The organism is Quyinboa sediminis, assembly GCF_042219855.1.
Taxonomy (GTDB): domain Bacteria; phylum Bacteroidota; class Bacteroidia; order Bacteroidales; family UBA5342; genus JBHJHP01.
This window is the reverse complement of the sequence record NZ_JBHJHP010000005.1, coordinates 383663-402588: the sequence shown is the minus strand read 5'-3', so window position 1 is coordinate 402588 and position 18926 is coordinate 383663. Positions and strand designations below refer to the sequence as shown.

Here is an 18926-nt window from a genome sequence, read left to right as displayed (position 1 = left end):
CACATAAAATGAAAACTATACTTACTACATTTATTCTAATGGTTTGTGTCACAGCTATGTCGGCGCAGACAGATACCGGGTATGTATTTACCAATATTAAAGATTTACCGGCAACATCAGTAAAAGATCAGTACCGAAGTGGAACATGCTGGAGTTTTTCAGGCTTATCATTTATTGAATCGGAAGTTCTGAGGAAAGGTGGGAAAAACCTGGATTTATCTGAAATGTATGTCGTTCGCAAATGCTATGAATACAAGGCCGAAAAATATGTCAGGATGCACGGTACGATCAATTTAGATGCCGGTGGTGCTTTTTTTGATGTATTCTGGGTATTGGATCATTACGGATTATTACCGGAGTCAGCTTATAAAGGTCTGAATTATGGTGAAGACAATCATGTGCATGGAGAAGTAAATGCTGCTCTGCAGGCTTTTGTTAAATCCATAGAGACAAATAAAAACAGAAAACTTTCTACTGCATGGACCGGTGCTGTGGATGGCATACTGGATTCCTATTTTGGTTCAGTTCCTGAAGTATTTGAATATGACGGTAAAAAGGTTATTGAAAATGATTTTACCCAAAATTATATTGATATCGATCCTTCTGATTATGTATCAGTAACCTCATTTACACATCACCCTTTTTATCAGAAATTTATCCTCGAAATTCCGGATAACTGGCTTTGGGGTGAATCGTATAATGTTCCACTGGATGAAATGGCTGAAATATGTAAATATGCTGTTGAAAACGGATATACCATTGCATGGGGTGGCGATGTAAGTGAAAAAGGATTCAGTCATAAGAATGGATTAGCCATCGTTCCTGATGATAATGTGGAGGACATGAGCGATCTGGAGCGTGCTAAATGGGAGAAAATGTCCACAGGTGAAAAAGATAAAACGCTTTATTCATTCAAAAAGCCGGTGAAGGAAAAACAGATTACACAGGGAATGCGTCAGGAAGAATTCGATAATTATCAAACCACTGATGACCATGGTATGCACATTACAGGGCTGGTTAAAGACCAGAATGGTACACTGTATTACAAGGTTAAGAATTCATGGAATACCAACAACAAATACGATGGTTATCTTTACATGTCTGAACCCTATCTGAAGTTAAAAACAATGAATTTTGTAGTTCATAAAGATGCTATTCCAAAAGAAATTAGAAAAAAACTAGGTATTAAATAAGAAAAAAGCGTGTCTCATGGCACGCTTTTTTTACATTTCGATCAGGCCTTTCTCAAGACCGAATTTTATTAGTCCGGCGATGTTCTTAACATTACATTTAATGAACATGTTTTTACGGTGTGTTTCTACTGTATTAGGACTCTTTTTAAGTTTATCTGAAATTTCTTTTGTAGAATAACCCTCATAAATGAGTTGCAGTACCAGCTTTTCTCTTTTGGTAAGCTGAACCGTTTCCGTTTCCACTGTTTTTTTCTCGTTGGTAAGCGCTTCAATGATGACTTCTTTAATACTGGAGTCGATATAAACATCCTCCTTGGTCATATTTTCAAGTGCTTTTTTCAGGTCCTCTTCACCGGCTGATTTAGAAAGTATTGCAGTTATATTTTTACGTAGGAGCTTTTTTACCATCCATTGGTGTGAATGCATCGTAATAACTATGATTTTAACCGATGGATATTTACTGTTCAGTGCATCAATAAGTTCGTTTCCATCCATTTCAGGCATTTCAATATCTGTGAAAACAATATCCACATTGTTCTCTTTTACCAGCTTCAAAGCTTCCTTCCCGTTGGATGCATTGCCGATAATATTCAAATCTTCAAACTGACTGATCAGGCTGCCTAAGCCGCTCAGAATAAATGGATGGTCATCAACGATGATTACGTTTTTTTTCATATTCAGTTTTTTAAGGGTATAATTAAATTAATGGTAGTGCCTTCACCAGGCTCTGATTCAATTGAAAGTTCACCTTTTAACACGGTAGCCCTCGACTTCATATTCTTAAGTCCTATGCCCGACCATATTTTATTGGTATCGAATCCAATACCGTTATCTTCAATAATCATGGTGAGCGAAGTGCCGTCGTTCACAATCTGTATGTCCATTTCACTGGCTTTGGCGTGCTTAATGGCGTTGGTAATGGCTTCCTGAATCATTCTGTAAATTTCTTTTTGGGTGTTTATGTCAATGTCGTCCCAGTTTTCAAGTGGAAATGCATTGAAATTGATTTCCAGATCATGCTTTCCGGGAAAAAACTGGATCAGGTTCAGGATATTTTCATTTAACGATTCGGAACTAAAATTCGGAAGGGACAGGTTTTTTGAAATCGAACGGACTTCCATGTAAGTATCCTGTAACGACTTAATCAGATAAGCAGCCTTTTTATCCGATTTTATACCACCAAAAATTGATTCAAGTTCCATTTTTATACCGGCAAGCGTTCCTCCAACGCCATCATGCAACTCTTTGGCCAGTCGCTCTCGTTCAATTTCCTGACCCTGTAACTGTGCAATGGCGGCTCGGAGTTCTGCTTTCCGCAATTCTTCTTTATGCTTTTTCAGCGATAATTCTTCATTTTGTTTGACAATAAGTTGAAGGTTGTGATGCTTCTCGCGCTGATAATTTACAATAAAATAGCTGGAGACAACCAGTAAGAGGAAAAGCGTTGAACTGATAATGATAAGTAACCTGGTTTTCTTTATGTCTTTTTCATTTTTAGCATTTTTCAGTTTCAGTGAGTTTATTTCCCTTGCCTTACTGATCAGATCGACCTGATTAGTAAAGTTTTGTGTTGAAAGTTTGTCTTTTTCCTTTATGGCAGAATCAGCAGCCAGGTAGAAACGTTTATAATATGCATTTGCCTCTTTGTAATTTTTGTTTTTCTCATAAATTTCTGCCGAGGAAATAAGCGATGACATATTGTCATTTTTTTTCTTTAGTGCATATGCTTTCTCCAGGTAAAATTCAGCTTCAAAAAAGTTATTTACAAGGGCCGATGTTCTGGCCAACTGCGAATAGCACTCATAGGCCAGACTATCATTATTAATGCTTTTTGAAAGCAGTAGGGCTTCATTTAAATGCCTTTGTGCTCCGATAAAGTCTTTTTCTATAACCTTTACCTTGCTGTAATTGATGTGATTTACAATAAGGTCTGTTGTGTCAGTTAAATCCACAAAGAGATTATTCAGGATGAATTTAGCTGAATCGGTTCGGTTTAAAAAGATATAAGCTTCTGCAAGTTGTATTTGTAATGCATTCAATACATCTTTTTTGTTTTGTTTAAAGGCAATTTTTTCAGCCCTGTTCAGGTATTCGACTGCCATCAGGTAGTTGGACTGATTCATCAGTGCATTCGACAGGTTTTTTAATGCCAGTAACTGCAGGCTCTCATTATTGATTTTTTCTGCAATATCATAGGCATTAAGGTATGCATTGCTTGCAAAATATTCAGATCCGAGTTTATGGTAGGAATTTCCTGCCATAATATAAGAATGCAGTAAGGTTATGTCATATTTAGGATTATCAAGTTCTCTTATCTGTGCAATTGCTTTTGTGCTCAATTCAGCTGTTTTTCTCGGATCGGCGTTGATATGATATATCGCCAGTTTAAGAAGCAGGTTTATCCGGATCTGGTCAGGATACCTGTCGATGTTTTTCTCAACATTTTCAGCTAATGAATCGCTCGTAATTACAAATGGCTGGGCCTTTGCATAGAATTGCAGAATGAAAAAAAGAAACAGTATACCGATCGGTTTGAAGTTTTTAATGATCTGCATAGTTAATTTTAATTGCTTAGGCTGCATTAAATTACTGAATTAATAATACGTGTTGTCAGTTCTGATTTTCAATCCTATAACCAACAAACAGTAATTACAAAGGTAAAAAATCTGGCATCATTTACAATGCATTGTTAATCACTAAAAATAATTGTTAAATATGCATTACGTTTGTCCAAACATGGAATGATATTTGGTAATATCGTTGTAAAATAATTTGATTTAAAATTGAAGCGATATGAAACGAACATTGAAAAACACAATTGGTACAGTTACAATAGCTGTAGTTTCGGCGGTTCTGACGATCTTAATTTACTCCGGTATTCATACACGGGAGGCACAGGTTGTGCAAACCGAAGAGGTTGTAAAGCCAACGTATGCAACATTACCTTCCACACCTGCCATAAATACTGATTTTACACAAGCGGCAGAGTCCAGTGTTCAGGCTGTGGTACATGTTAAAGTTAAGGTGAGTTATAAGTCCAACTATGTGGATTTATGGGACCTGTTAAGGGGAAATGAGCCACAGGAAAGAATATTTGAAGGTTCAGGATCAGGGGTTATTATCAGTAAAGACGGTTACATTGTTACCAATAACCACGTGATTGAAAAATCGAATAACATTGAGGTTATTCTGAATGACAAGCGGCGTTACGATGCCCGGCTGATTGGTACTGACCCTACAACCGATATAGCACTTTTAAAAGTGGATGCTGACAATTTGCCAGCTATCCCATTCGGAAATTCTGACAATCTTAAACTTGGTGAATGGGTACTTGCTGTAGGTAACCCGTTTAATTTATCGACTACAGTTACAGCTGGTATTGTTAGTGCAAAAGCCAGAGGTATCGGTATTCTTGGCGATGCCACGCACATGGGTATCGAATCCTATATTCAAACGGATGCAGCTGTCAATAGGGGTAACAGTGGTGGTGCCCTGGTGAATACAAATGGTGAGCTGGTGGGAATCAATTCTGCTATTGCATCACCTACAGGAGCTTATGCCGGTTACTCATTTGCCATACCGGTCAGTATTGTTAAAAAGGTAGTAGCCGATCTCATGGAGTATGGTGAGGTACAACGGGCATTCCTTGGTGTTATGATGCGTGATATTGATGCTGATTTCGCTGAACAGAATCATTTGCTGGATATGAAAGGTGTTTATGTCAATGAGTTGGTAGAAGGAGGCGGAGCAGAAGAAGCCGGTATCAAAGAGGGTGATGTCATTGTTGGTATCAACGGTGCAGAAGTTAACTCCGGATCACAACTTCTTGAACAGTTAAGCCGGTACAGGCCTGGTGATAAAATTACTGTTGAGGTTAACCGCAAGGGATCGGAAAAAACATTTAAAGTGACGCTTAAAAACAGACACGGAGATACAAGTATCATACAGAAAGGTTCGGATTTAATACTTGGTGCTGAGTTTGCTAAAGCCGATCAGAAATTGTTGCAACAGTTAGGTTTAAACCATGGTGTTCAGGTTACGGATGTCGGAGATGGAAAATTCAGTGAAATAGGCATTTCTGATGGGTTTGTGATCACAAAGATAAACGATCGCCAGATAAATGAAGTTGAAGATATCAGTTCAGTCATGGAAAGAGTAAGAGGTGGATTGTTCATTTCAGGTGTATATCCGAATGGCAAAAAAGCTTATTACGCAATAAATCTGGAAGATTAAACAGCGCTGGTGAGAACATAAAAAAACGGGATGAAATTTCATCCCGTTTTTTTATGTTCTGTGATCTATGATTCTTTAATTTCTTTTGGCTGCCAGCAGTGTATTTTTTAATAAGGCAACACGGGTCATCGGACCAACTCCTCCAGGTACAGGGGTTATAAAAGCACACTTTTCAGCCACGCTGTCAAAATCCACATCACCCTTCAGTTTCCAGCCCGATTTCGTTTGATCTGACTTAATACGGGTTGTACCCACATCAATAACTGTTGCCCCTTCTTTCACCATGTCGGCCGTTACAAATCCGGGCCTTCCCAGTGCAGCCACCAGGATGTCAGCGCTTGCGCAAAGGGCTTTCAGGTTTTCTGTTCTGCTGTGCACCACAGTAACAGTGGCATTCATTTCTTTTTGTGACATTAAAATACTTAGCGGTCTGCCAACAATATTACTTCTGCCTATCACTACACAGTGTTTTCCTGATGTTTCCACCTTGTACCTTTTAAGTAACTCAACAATCCCAAAAGGAGTGGCAGATACAAAACCAGGCAGACCTACCACCATACGTCCAACATTTTCCGGATGAAATCCATCAACATCTTTTGCCGGATTAATGGCTTCTATTATTTTTTGTTCATTAATATGATCGGGTAGTGGCAGCTGAACAATGAAACCATCGAGTTCAGGATCGGTATTCAGTTCTTCCACTTTTTTTAGCAGTTCACTTTCTGTTACATCATCTTCATAACGGATTAAGGACGATTTGAAACCTACCGATTCACAATCTTTAATTTTGTGTGCCACATAAGATTCACTGCCACCATCATGGCCAACTAATACAGCAGCCAGATGAGGTGCCTTTAAACCTGAAGCCACCATTTTTTTTACTTCTTCAGCTATTTCTGCTTTTATCTGTTGTGAGGTTGCCTTACCGTCAATTAATGTCATAACCTATAAGTTTATCTGAATTTCATTGAATTCATCATTTTCGATACATTTTTACCCTGGGTCATCATGCGCATCATCTTCCGGGTTTCATCAAATTGTTTAATCAGTTTGTTAACTTCCTGGATATTGGTACCCGATCCCTGAGCAATACGGTTTCGGCGGCTGCCATTTAAAATCTGCGGATTGTCCCTTTCCTGAGGAGTCATAGAGTGAATGATAGCCTCAATATGTTTGAATGCATCGTCATCAATGTCAATATTTTTCATTGCCTTCCCGACACCGGGTATCATGGATGCGAGATCCTTCAGGTTACCCATCTTTTTAATCTGGTTAATCTGAGAAAGAAAATCATTGAAGTTAAACTGATTTTTGGCAATCTTCTTCTGAAGTTTTCTTGCTTCATCGGCGTCGTAGTTTTCCTGGGCTTTCTCTACCAGTGAGACAATATCACCCATGCCCAGAATACGGTCTGCCATTCGGTTGGGGTGGAATACATCCAGAGCATCCATTTTTTCTCCCATCCCAACAAATTTGATGGGTTTATCCACTACAGAACGAATGGAAAGTGCAGCACCACCACGAGTATCACCATCAAGTTTGGTTAAGACAACACCATCAAAGTCCAGCCTGTCATTGAATTCCTTTGCTGTATTTACGGCATCCTGACCTGTCATGGAGTCTACCACAAATAATATCTCATGCGGATTTACGGCAGATTTTATGGCCGCAATTTCATCCATCATTTGTTCATCAATAGCTAAGCGTCCGGCAGTATCAATAATCACCACATCGTGCCCCTTCAGTTTAGCCTGCCTGATCGCTTCCCTGGCTATTTTAACAGGTTCTTTGCTTTCCAGATCAGAAAAAACCGGAACATCAATCTGTGTTCCCAGCACCTTTAACTGCTCAATGGCTGCAGGACGATATACATCACCGGCAACCAGCATGGGATGTTTACCTCTTTTTCGTTTGAGCTGATTTGCCAGTTTTCCTGAAAATGTGGTTTTACCGGAACCCTGTAAACCTGCAATCAAAATAACGGCCGGACTTCCTTTTATATTGATATCAACACTTTCGCCTCCCATTAACTCAGCCAGTTCATCATGAACTATTTTAACCAGCATCTGCCCCGGTTTGACTGCCGTTAATACGTTTTGACCCAGTGCCTTTTCTTTAACAGTATTGGTAAAGGTTTTTGCTGTTTTAAAATTGACGTCCGCATCCAGTAAAGCTCTTCGGACATCTTTTAAGGTTTCAGCAATGTTTATTTCTGTTATTTTTCCCTGACCTTTTAAAAGTTGAAAGGATTTCTCAAGTCTGTCTGTTAAATTTTCAAACATTATATAACCTGTTTTGTAATTTGTGCAAAAATATAAAAAGGATAGAAAGAAATACCATAATTAAAAACTAATTAAATTTTATTTGTAATTGGTGTAAATTGTCATAAAATGAATTTATTTTATGGATTGTAATCGTTTACATTTCAGGGTAGTTTCTTTAATTGTTTGTAAAACAGTGTGATGAGAATACTGCCTGTTTTTGATTTGTGTATTTGTGACACTTATTACTGGTGTCATAATGTGTAAATAATTGGACAATTTGTGCATTGTAAAAGCCTGTGAACATTCATAATTTTGATTTTAGCTTTTTTAAGAATTATACTGATAGGTATGCCTTGTTAAAAAGTTAACTTAATGTGCTATCAGTAAGAAAATTGTAAGTTTTAAATTGTACGCTTCGTGGTGTACATTTCTTTAAAATGTAGTAATTTTAACTCTTAAATGGTTAACAGAAATGATCAATACCGTTTGCTAACTTTAAAATTGATCTTTTAGGTAGTATGAAAAAAACCAACCCAGCAATTCTGAATAAGAAATGGATATTTCTTAAAATGCGCATTATTCTCTGCGTTATGCTTTCAACTGGATTTGGTTTGTTTTGTCAGTTAATGATAAATTATGGCAGGATTTGATACGTATGTCATTTCCACATTCCATAATTTTGACGTTTACCTGATTAATACATGTGGCTGTCAGGTTATTGTTTATAAGGATAACGGAACAAATTGTGAAAAAAACGAATGCAGTTAATCTGTAATTATATCAAATTCATCATCTTATGAAAAAACAGTTTTTTGTATTTGCTTTTATTATGTTGAATCTGCTGGTAATATTCAGCGGATGTGAAGATAAGAAAGCCAAATACTATGAACGTCCGGAATGGCTTGAACCACCGATTTTAACACAGTTGGAACAACGGGGTAACTTTACCTCCCTGCTGGCATGTATTGAAAAAGCCGGCTATACAAAATCGTTGGGAGCTGCAGGATATTTCACTTTATTCGCACCAACTGATGAAGCTTTTAACCAGTATTTTGCGGCCAACGGCTACGCTTCAGTAAGCGATTTGGATTCTGTGAAAGCACGGAGTATCGTGCAGTATTTATTGTTACAGAATGCCTATTCTGAAGACCAGCTTGATGACTACCAGTCATCTGACCAGGAATTATGGATCGAAAATGAAGCATTCAAGCGCCAGACCAACTATTACAAGTGGATATATAAAGATACGGTAGACGGCGTGATGGAGAATGTGCTGGATGTAAATGCCGTAATGGGCGGGGAATCAAACAGTAATTATTCTTCCCTGGATGATTACAACTATAAAAACATCCCGTATTTCTCCCGTAATTACCTTAATGAGCAAAATCTTTCGGATTACGACTATGAATACTTTTTCCCCGGCGTTGCATTGGACAGTTTTAATGTGGTTGATGCACATCTTACCGAAGGTGATATTTATGCGGAAAATGGTGTAATTCATGTCATTGATAAAGTACTGAGTCCGCTGCAGAATCTTGAGGAATTTCTTGCGGGCAAAGAAGAATACAGCATGTTCAGGGATATCATCAACCGCTATTTAAGAAATTATACCATTGCACCTTCCTGGGTTTCCTCTCTTTATGAGCAGGCAACAGGTTCAACGCAGAATATTTATGTGAAAGGATATTCCAATATGGCATTTGCACCAAACTGCGAAAACTTTTTAAGATATGGTGAAGGTGGTGAAGATTATGATAACCAGAAAAATGGCTGGACCATGTTTGCCCCTACGAATGAGGCCGTTCAGCAGTTTTTTGATAATAAATTCTTAAAGTACTATTCTTCACTTGATCAGATGACTACCAGTCAGATTGCGGACTTTGTAAATGCTCATTTATGGCTTACAACCGTTTGGCCTTCAAAATTCGATATGGCTCAGAATATTTATGGTGAAGAAGCCAGATTTGATCCGACCGCAGATGTGGTGGATAAAAAAGTATGCAGCAACGGTATGTTTTACGGGGTGAATAAAGTACAGGCAACAGATCTTTATTATACCGTACTTGGGGATATTAACCTGAATCCGGATTATGTGATTATGCTTCAGGCTATCCGTTCATTCCCGACTATATTGAGTCTGTTGAAAAATACAGAGGTCGATCTGCAACTCTTTCTCATAAATAATGACCAGATGACCAATATGGGCTTTTTCTGGAACGGGGATTTAAACCGCTGGGAATTCACTGAAAATTATAATGGTTCATTGGGTGACAATGCAACCAATGCGCTGGAAAGGTTATTGTATCTGCATATGATTGAAGGAGAAAATGTGGACTTTAGCGGACAGGGCATTGTGCGTACGGGTATTGACGACAGGGGAGAATACATCCGATACTTCACCCAGGGAAGAACCTATGTCTGGGCCAGTGGAAACGGTACCGCATTATCTATTCTTTCAGGTGAGGTCGATAGTGAACCCTCAAACGGACAGTCTTATACACTTTCCACACCACTCCGGTTTTCAGTTGATAACATCGGAGTACAGCTGGAAAGCAATTCCGCTTTCCGGAATTTCTACCGGTATCTTGAAAAATCGGCTACATCTTTAAGTGAAATCGGGGCATCTATGGAAGGCTATCTATACAACACCGAAACAAAAGCCATCACCGATGTGGCAAACACCAATAACAATACCTTTTTAATTCCAAGCAACGCGGCCATTGATCAGGCAGTGGCTGATGGCGTATTACCGCCAATTACCATTGCTGATTTTACACAGGCTGAACAGGAAAAAGTAGCTGCATTTGTAAATTATCATATTCTGCCAAAACGTATTATCGTGCCGCAGGAAGGTTTTAAAGACGGGGCAGTGACTTTATATAAAACTACAGATGGTGATACCTATATTACAATATCCAGTGATGGCACTGGTCTTACCATCATCGATTCACAAACCAGGGAAGCAAACACGGTAAGCCGTTACAGTAATATTCTGGCTAACAGGGCGGTTATCCATCAAATTGATAATTATTTAAGATATCCACAAAATTAATTATACGATGAAATTTATCAGATTGTTAATAGTATTTCAGGTTGCTTTTCTATCCCAGATTGTAAATGCACAGGATGGATTTCTTATCAGGGGTAAAATTACGTCTACTGATGAACCGAATGGCGTACCTGGTGTAACCGTTGTGGAGATTGATGCTAACAACCGTATCAGGAAAGGAACCATATCAAATTTTGATGGAGAGTATGCTATTGAGGTACTGGATAAATCCGACAGGTTACAGTTCTCATTCATCGGGTATAAGCAGCAGACTATAGATATTAATGACCGTAATACCATCAATATTGTTCTTGAAATCAGCGCAAAGGAGCTTACCGGTGTTGACGTTATCGCAGAAAAAAGAACAGATATGGGATTGATGAGTATTCCGGACAGGGATCTGGGAATACCGATTTCAAAAATATCGACAGAGGAATTTGAGAATGTACAGGCCTCAACAATAGATGAAGCCATTCAGGGACGACTGGCGGGGGTTGATATCGCAGCAAACTCAGGTGATCCCGGGGCAGGAATGTCAATTCGAATAAGGGGTGTGAGTACCTTATCAGCCGATAACAAACCAATGATTGTGGTTGATGGAGTTCCATTGGAGATCAACATAGATCCGAATTTTAATTTTGCCACAGCCAATGAAGAGGGGTATTCACAAATGCTGAATATCTCCATGGATGACATCAAGGAAATTACCGTGCTGAAAGATGCGGCCGCAACGGCCATGTGGGGAACCAAGGCAGCCAATGGTGTGCTGGTTATCACCACAAAACGTGGTGTAAGAAGCCGTTCACCAAGAGTAAGTTTAACTTACAGAGGTACGTTCATTCCGGAAATTAAAGCTCTGCCGCTTTTATCCGGAGATGAATATTCCACCCTGATTAAAGAGGCCGTAATGAATACCAATAATGTGCCACTGGATGTTCAACTGCATAAGGAATTCCTGTATCAGCCGACTGACCCGTACTTCTATTATAATTATGGACAGAATACAGACTGGATGGATGCCATTCAGCATGATGGTTATATTCATAATGTAGATTTTGCTGTAGATGGTGGTGGTTCCAAGGCAACTTACCGCTTTTCAACCAATTATCAGACACAACAGGGAGTAACAATTGGAACAGGCCTCAATCGTTTGACCACACGTTTAAACCTGGATTATTTTATTTCTGATAAATTGAGACTACGCGCTGACTTTTCATATGCGCATGGGGTTACAGATGGTAATTATTCTGATATACGAAGTGTTGCATACCGGAAAATGCCAAATATGTCCATTTATGAGTATGATGTATACGGCAATTTAACGGGTAATTATTTTTCACCGGAACGTAATATCCAGGGATCTGCAATGGGAACATATAATCCTGTTGCAATGGCGCTGGTCGGTCAGAAAACTACAATAAATGACAGGATTCGTTCTCAGTTTGGTATATATTACGATATAAACAAATACTTGAGGATATCATCTGATCTTTCCTTGGATGTAAACTCAAACAAAGTAAAGATATTTTTACCACAGATAGCAACCGGTTTAAACTGGACAAATACTTATGTTAACCGTGCAGGTGACTCTGATAACGATTCATATAATATCTTTACCAATACTATAGCACGTTATCACAGATCGTTCAGTGATATCCATGTGATTACTGCTTCACTGAGTGCAATGACAAATGAAAGCATTGGTTATGGTTACGACGCAACCACGGCCAACTCTGCATCGTCCTTATTTCAGGATCCGTCAATTGAGTCCAATATCCTGGGGAGTGGATTAGGAAACTCTTCTACAAAGGGAATCGACAGATCATTGGGCGTTACCGCTATGATGCATTACTCTTTACTGGACAGATATATCGTTATGGCTGGATTAAGGAGGGAAGGTAATTCCCGCTTTGATGCCAACAACCGTTGGGGAACCTTTCCCAGTATTTCGCTCATGTGGCGTTTGTCGGGTGAAGAGTTCATGCAACGCTTTACCTTTCTGGATGATTTGCGGATAAGGTACAGTTATGGTGAGAACGGACATGCGCCCAGAAATACCGGTATGTTCTTTAATAATTACAATACAGTAGCGTGGGGATACCTGGGAGATCCGGCGGTTTATACCACAGATATGAAGTTGGTTAACCTGAAATGGGAGCAGTTAAAAACGACGAATGTCGGTGCAACTGTGGAAATGTATAAAAACAGATTGCATGTGGATTTTGACTACTACAAGAACAGAACAGAGGATATGTTTGCATATAACGTAGCCATTCAGTCATCCTCTGGTTTTACAACTACCAGTGTTTTAAATGCCGGAACCATGGATAACTACGGATGGGATTTTAATTTCAGATCCTGGCCTGTTAGAAATAAGAAGTGGCGGATATCATTCGATATGAATGTGGCTAAAAACTACAATATTTTAAGGGAAGTAAATGATAAATTTCCTACTGTCAGAAACATTTCTCCCGGAAATGGAGAATATATGAATATCATTCAGATTGACAACCCGGCGGGAGCGTTTTATGGCTATAAATATAAAGGAGTTTATACCACACAGGATGACCTGATTGCCAGGGATAAAAATGATAACAGGATTTATGATCCCAACGGTAAACCCATTACCATGGTTTATAACTTCAATAAGGTTAATTATGAATTCCAGTTGGGTGACGCCATGTACGAGGATATAAATCATGATGGTAACATCAATGCCAGCGATGTGGTACTTCTCGGTGATGCCAATCCCGACTTTTTCGGTGGATTTGGTCAGGAATATGGGTATAAAAATTTCTCCTTCAGGTACAACTTTTACTTCAGGGTAGGAAATCAGATTATTAACCGTACAAAAATGTTAGGAGAAAACATGTATTCTTATGATAACCAGACCAAGGCAGTACTCAGAAGGTGGAGAAAACCAGGTGATGAAACCGATATTCCACGTTCTTTAATTGGTTATGGTTATAACTGGCTGGGTTCAGACCGATATGTGGAAGATGGCTCATTTATGAGGCTTAAGTATGTTTCTCTGTCCTATAACCTGCCAAAGGGTTTCGCTAAAAAAATGGGAGCACAGAGCATGAGAGTATCTGCAACTCTGAACAATTTACTGACTTTTACAAATTACAGCGGACAGGATCCGGAGATCAATATCAATTCCAAGGATGGGACAATTTATACCGTGGGGTATGATGATTCCAATACACCGGTCTCAAGACAGTTTACGTTTAACCTGAATGTCGTATTTTAAATTACGGGATAAAATAAAAAGGCAAAAATCATGAATAAAATAAAATCCATAATACTCATATTAACAGTTTTGCTGACAGTGAGTTCCTGTAAAGACTGGTTGTATGTAGAACCTGAAAACGGAATCATTGTTGAAGAGTTCTGGCAGTCAAAGGAAGATGTACATTCGGCTATGATGGGGATTTATGCGTCAATGCTTGGGAACACACAGGGTGGTTCGTACAGTATTCCGGAGTGTATGTTCTACTGGGGTGAACTGCGTGCAGAAATGATCAGTCCTTACCGTACAAGTTTCGATAATTTCACCTATATACGAAACGGAGATATTCTGCCAACCAATAAAGTGGTGTACTGGGATGCATTTTATACAACCATAAACTATTGTAATGTATTGCTGGCTAAAGCACCCGAAGTGCTGAACATTGATGATTCCTTTACCGAAAGCGCTTTAAATGCATATAAAGGTGAGGCTCTTGCCGTAAGGGCTCTGATGTATTTCTATCTGGTACGGGCTTTCGATGAAGTTCCACTGGTGCTTGAAGCAACCTTAAGTGATGCGCAAACATTCAGAAAAGCCAAGAGTACAAGAACAGAAATATTTAACCAGATTTTTGCTGACCTGAATCAGGCGGAACAGTGGATAAAGGAAGACTATGGTATTAATGCGTTGAATAAGGGACGCATGACAAAGTATGCTGTTAATGCCATTCAGGCAGATGCTTATCTGTGGACCGAACAATACACACAAAGCATTGAAGCCTGTGATAAAGTTATAAATTCAGGTAAATACGGGTTGGTGCCCCGGAATGATTTCTGGTTTGAAGATTTATATGTCAATGGCAACAGCAGTGAAGGAATTTTTGAACTGGAGTTTGCGGATGACAAACTTAATCCATTCTTTAACTTATTTGAAACAGAAGGGCAGCTGAAGGCAAACAGTGATATGATGGAAGTTTACTTTCCGGTGGATATTTACGCCAGCCCGGATAGTGCCGACATAAGGGGCGACGGATGTTCATACAAATCTTCCAGAAACTTTTCGTTGTGGAAATATATTGGCCGCAACAAATATGAAGCAAAGGAGCAGGCCGAAGCCACGAATAATTATATGGTTTACCGATATGCCGATATTCTGCTGCTTAAGGCAGAAGCATTGGCACAGGTGGACAGAGGGAGTGAATCGCTGGCGTTAATTAAAGAAATAAGAAAAAGAGCCCACGCAACCAAGGAATCCGATGAAGGTGATCCTACAGATAAAAATGCGCTGGTAAATTACATTTTAAATGAGAGAGCAAGAGAATTTGCATTCGAAGGAAAACGGTGGTTTGATATTTTACGAAATGCAAGGCGGGATAATTATGCACGAATGGATCTGATTAAAACGATGGTATCCGTAAGTGCACCGGCAGAGCGAATGTTGAATATTCTGACCAAATACGGTGATACGCTGAGTCATTACTTTCCAATAGCTCAAAAGGAAATTGATGCCGGTTATCCAATATTGGAACAGAATAAATTTTATCAAGATCAATAATTTAATGAATCAAAATATTAAAGAAATGAAAACTAAAAATTGGTTCAGTTTAGGAGTCGTACTGGTAGCTTTGGTAGCTGCATCTATATTGAATAGTTGTGGTACTCCCGAATACAATATCAGAACGAATTACCAGATTCTTATTGGTGAGTATCTGGAGCAGAATCCTAATGAATTTTCCACGTTTTACGATTTGCTGGAAAAATCCAATTCCATAGCCTTTTTAAAGGCGTATGGTACATATACATGTTTTGCACCTACAAATGCTGCATTTGAGAAATATTTCCAGGAAAAAGGCGTGTCATCCATCGATGATTTCTCCGCACAGGAAATGAGAGATCTGGTGCGCTATCACATCATCATAGATACCATACCGACAACTGATTTTGTGGATGGTCGTTTACAGACGGCAAATATGTATGGTCAGTATTTAACGACAAAAACATACCTCGAGGGTGGATCGGCTGTATATAAGGTTAATAAGTATGCCACGATTAAAAGTGCGGATAACCGGATGCTGAATGGTATCGTTCATTCTGTAGAGTCGGTTCTTGACCCGATTACACCTACCATAGCGGAACAACTCGAAGCCAATCCCGATTTCAGCATTTTTACCGATGCTCTGAAGGCAACCAACTGGTTTGATACGTTAAATCTCCGGTTAACTGAAGATGATTTCAACTTCAATTATGAACAGGGAGACGAGGTAAAAGTGACCCGCTGGTTCACGGTTATGGCCGTGTCTAATAATGCGTTTGCTGCCTCGGGTATAAACAGTTATGATGACCTGAAAGCCAAATACAGTGATACCGGAGACCCAACCAATCCAATGGACAGTCTCTACCTTCATATGGCTTATCACATTCTTGACAGTACATTAATGTATGTATCGGATTTCGCATCTATAAATTCCACTGCAGGTTATTTTACAAAAGCACCTTTAGAGGTGATAACGATAAAAGTTGACGGATCTGAAGTACTGGTTAACGAAGATGAATTCAGGGGTGTTGTGGAAAAAGGGTATGCCATAGACAGGGATGCTTCGGATAACACAGCGAATAATGGCGTGTTTCATTCTATGACAGCAGATTTCTTTATCAAAGTGAGATATCCATCCAGAATTCACTGGGAAGTGACTGATCAGTTCGAGATCAAGAAAATACCGGGTGTCTACAGAAAGCAGGGTGTAAATCTCGAAATGGGACAGCTGGCTGATATTCAGTGGTATCCTGAAAACTATACCATCTATTACAATGCACCGGCAGGTGATTACGGCGGAAATGTATTAAATGACCGTCTTCAGGCCTATATCCGTCCTGAAGTTATCAAATGGATACAATTCAGAACGCCAATTGTTGTGAAGGGAAGCTATAAGATCTGGATCTGTACAAGAAATGTATATCCGTCTTCTGGACGAAGAAAGCCAATCTTTTTTGTATACGTTGATGATGAAAAGCTCCCGATTATTATAGATAACAGTGAAACACTGAATAACAGTGAATCCGATGGCGAACTGGAATTGAGAGGATTTAAACGTTATCCTTACAATCCGGCAGATTCGCTGGCACAGAATTATTCAGCAGGTATCCGGGCCAGCAGATATACAGGCCAGCTTGCAGGTACCATTGAATTCTCTACAACTGGTAGGCACTGGATTAAATTTGTCGCCATCAGTGCCTATGCGGGCAACGAATTGTGGCTGGATCAAATACATATTATTCCGGTTGAGGAAGATCAGGTTTGGCCAAAACCAAACACAGATGATAACTCTATGGTGTATCAGGAAGATTTACCACCTCAGGGAACATTCGAATAGTTTAAATTTCAATTATTTATACATTAAATAAACACAAAATATGAACTTTAGGTTAAAATCATTGCTGCTACTTTTCATTCTTGGTATCTGGGCATGTACCGATGCATGGGAAAGTCACGTTAAAGTTAATGACAGTACAGCAAAACAAACGATAGTTGAAATTTTAGAAGGTCAGTCACGCTTTTCATCCTTTGTGGCAGCTTTAAAAAGTACGGGGCTGGATCAGGAATTAGCCAAAATGCAGATCATGACAGTGTGGGCACCGGATAACGACGCCATGGCTATGGCCGATCCGGCTGTTACGGGAGACGCAGACAGCCTTCGCTCTTTCCTGAGTAACCATTTTACCCTCGGTAAATATGTATACGATAGAGGGAATGCTTCCAAAAGAGTGAAAATGTTTGGAGGTAAGGTTTTATTTATTGATCAGGAAAACGATATGATTGATGACGTCATGGTATCGGACGATAAGAATATTCCGGCCAGGAACGGTGTACTGCATGTGATTAATGAACCGATAAAACTAAGGTTAAATGCGTGGCAGTATATTGAAATGTTAGGTGCCACATACAAACAAACCGCTTACCTCAACTCATTATCCGGTGTGTATTTCAATCCCGATGTGGCTACACAGACCGGATGGACAGATGACGGACGACCGGTTTATGATACCATTTCAGGAATGGTGTGGCAGAACCCTTTTCTGGAAACAGTCACAGACTTAAGAAGTGAAGATTCAACATTTACGGTGTTTATTGTTGAAGACCAGGTATTTGATTCAGAATACAATAAGTTTAAACCTTATTTTAAAGCATTTTCCGGTTCAACTGTTACCGACAGTCTGAATAATGTTGCAGTAGCCAAGATGAAAGTCCTGAAAGATTACGTGGTGACGACAACATACAATAAGGACAATATTCCTGCTGAAGTATATTCACCTGATAACGTCAGAATTCCGGTTAATCCTTCAGCCATAGTATCAACTTACAAAGTCAGTAATGGGAATGTGTTTATACTGAGTGATTGTGCAGTTGAATTAGCTGATAAGATACAGCCTATTATTGTTGAAGGTGAAACTGAATTTAAATGGTTTGCTGAAGGTGGAGCTCCTGCCGGCAATTTAAGAATAAAAGGGCAAGCTTCCGGGGGCTACGATTTTGTATTAGATAATCACGTCAGTAATGCTCACTTAGGTGGGTTAATTCTTCATGCAGGTGAAGTTTCTTCTGTAAGATATAACTGTTACTGGAAGGCTATAAATGATTTTAATGTTTCTTTTCGATATCCAAAGTCAGACACAGATACTCTAAAACAAAGTTTAGCTACAGTGGTAATGCAAGGATACAATTTAGGTAATCCTGTTTTTGGACCACCTGCAATAATCGCTGGGGCAGAAGCAGTTGCCGTTACAGATTCAACTTATTTTAATGCTCCGGAAGTATTCCTTGGATCAACAAAATTCTCAACGATAAGAGATTTGTTTCTTCAAATAATACCTGACGACAGGGATGCTGATGGTAGATTTCGTCGTTCCCAGGCCGTCGTGGTTGATTATATTAAAATGGTTCCTGTGTTCAATTAAAAA

At 39.2% G+C, this 18926-nt stretch carries 11 protein-coding genes; 7 read left to right on the top strand and 4 right to left on the bottom strand.

Annotation, left to right across the window (positions count from 1 at the left end; translation table 11 throughout):
* The first annotated feature begins 8 nt into the window (after positions 1-8).
* Positions 9-1193 carry a C1 family peptidase gene (locus ACE1EF_RS14150; protein WP_375721333.1) on the top strand — a complete coding sequence of 395 codons (1185 nt, stop codon included), beginning with the start codon at positions 9-11 and terminating at the stop codon, positions 1191-1193.
* Between the two features lie 30 nt (positions 1194-1223).
* On the opposite strand, the gene ACE1EF_RS14145 is transcribed toward ACE1EF_RS14150, so the two are convergent.
* Complete coding sequence (locus ACE1EF_RS14145; protein WP_375721332.1) at positions 1224-1868, bottom strand: response regulator; 645 nt, start codon at positions 1866-1868, stop codon at positions 1224-1226.
* A 2-nt stretch (positions 1869-1870) separates the two neighbouring features.
* Positions 1871-3748: a tetratricopeptide repeat-containing sensor histidine kinase gene (locus tag ACE1EF_RS14140; RefSeq protein ID WP_375721331.1), complete on the bottom strand. Its 1878-nt coding sequence runs from the start codon at positions 3746-3748 to the stop codon at positions 1871-1873.
* Positions 3749-3986: 238 nt separating this feature from the next.
* On the opposite strand from ACE1EF_RS14140, the gene ACE1EF_RS14135 reads away from it, so the two are divergent.
* Positions 3987-5426, top strand: coding sequence for a Do family serine endopeptidase (locus tag ACE1EF_RS14135; RefSeq protein ID WP_375721330.1), 1440 nt, complete (start codon positions 3987-3989; stop codon positions 5424-5426).
* Positions 5427-5501: 75 nt separating this feature from the next.
* Here the strand turns inward: ACE1EF_RS14135 and ACE1EF_RS14130 are convergent, their stop codons facing one another.
* Together ACE1EF_RS14130 and ffh are read right to left on the bottom strand one after the other, a co-directional pair.
* Positions 5502-6368 carry a bifunctional 5,10-methylenetetrahydrofolate dehydrogenase/5,10-methenyltetrahydrofolate cyclohydrolase gene (locus ACE1EF_RS14130; protein ID WP_375721329.1) on the bottom strand — a complete coding sequence of 289 codons (867 nt, stop codon included), beginning with the start codon at positions 6366-6368 and terminating at the stop codon, positions 5502-5504.
* An 11-nt stretch (positions 6369-6379) separates the two neighbouring features.
* Positions 6380-7708: a signal recognition particle protein gene (gene ffh / locus ACE1EF_RS14125; protein ID WP_375721328.1), complete on the bottom strand. Its 1329-nt coding sequence runs from the start codon at positions 7706-7708 to the stop codon at positions 6380-6382.
* Between the two features lie 778 nt (positions 7709-8486).
* Here ffh and ACE1EF_RS14120 point away from each other — a divergent pair.
* The 5 genes from ACE1EF_RS14120 to ACE1EF_RS14100 are packed head-to-tail and all read left to right on the top strand — an operon-like array spanning position 8487 to position 18923.
* The gene (locus tag ACE1EF_RS14120) at positions 8487-10742 is read left to right on the top strand and encodes a fasciclin domain-containing protein (RefSeq protein ID WP_375721327.1); all 2256 of its coding nucleotides are present in this window, start codon (positions 8487-8489) and stop codon (positions 10740-10742) included.
* Between the two features lie 7 nt (positions 10743-10749).
* Positions 10750-13992, top strand: a complete 3243-nt coding sequence (locus tag ACE1EF_RS14115; RefSeq protein ID WP_375721326.1) for a SusC/RagA family TonB-linked outer membrane protein — start codon at positions 10750-10752, stop codon at positions 13990-13992.
* 30 nt (positions 13993-14022) lie between these two features.
* Entirely contained in the window at positions 14023-15525 is a 1503-nt protein-coding gene (locus tag ACE1EF_RS14110) for a RagB/SusD family nutrient uptake outer membrane protein (RefSeq protein ID WP_375721325.1), read from the top strand.
* 25 nt (positions 15526-15550) lie between these two features.
* Positions 15551-17341 (top strand): fasciclin domain-containing protein, encoded by a 1791-nt coding sequence (locus tag ACE1EF_RS14105; protein WP_375721324.1) that lies wholly within the window; start codon positions 15551-15553, stop codon positions 17339-17341.
* Positions 17342-17381: 40 nt separating this feature from the next.
* Positions 17382-18923, top strand: a complete 1542-nt coding sequence (locus tag ACE1EF_RS14100; RefSeq protein WP_375721323.1) for a fasciclin domain-containing protein — start codon at positions 17382-17384, stop codon at positions 18921-18923.
* Positions 18924-18926 lie beyond the last annotated feature (3 nt).

Bases quoted from the DNA above. Each gene is read 5' to 3' on its own strand.
- ACE1EF_RS14120 (WP_375721327.1), top strand. From the start codon at position 8,487: ATGAAAAAACAGTTTTTTGTATTTGCTTTTATTATGTTGAATCTGCTG.
- ACE1EF_RS14150 (WP_375721333.1), top strand. From the start codon at position 9: ATGAAAACTATACTTACTACATTTATTCTAATGGTTTGTGTCACAGCT.
- ACE1EF_RS14130 (WP_375721329.1), bottom strand. From the start codon at position 6,368: ATGACATTAATTGACGGTAAGGCAACCTCACAACAGATAAAAGCAGAA.
- ffh (WP_375721328.1), bottom strand. From the start codon at position 7,708: ATGTTTGAAAATTTAACAGACAGACTTGAGAAATCCTTTCAACTTTTA.
- ACE1EF_RS14110 (WP_375721325.1), top strand. From the start codon at position 14,023: ATGAATAAAATAAAATCCATAATACTCATATTAACAGTTTTGCTGACA.
- ACE1EF_RS14140 (WP_375721331.1), bottom strand. From the start codon at position 3,748: ATGCAGATCATTAAAAACTTCAAACCGATCGGTATACTGTTTCTTTTT.
- ACE1EF_RS14100 (WP_375721323.1), top strand. From the start codon at position 17,382: ATGAACTTTAGGTTAAAATCATTGCTGCTACTTTTCATTCTTGGTATC.
- ACE1EF_RS14145 (WP_375721332.1), bottom strand. From the start codon at position 1,868: ATGAAAAAAAACGTAATCATCGTTGATGACCATCCATTTATTCTGAGC.
- ACE1EF_RS14115 (WP_375721326.1), top strand. From the start codon at position 10,750: ATGAAATTTATCAGATTGTTAATAGTATTTCAGGTTGCTTTTCTATCC.
- ACE1EF_RS14135 (WP_375721330.1), top strand. From the start codon at position 3,987: ATGAAACGAACATTGAAAAACACAATTGGTACAGTTACAATAGCTGTA.
- ACE1EF_RS14105 (WP_375721324.1), top strand. From the start codon at position 15,551: ATGAAAACTAAAAATTGGTTCAGTTTAGGAGTCGTACTGGTAGCTTTG.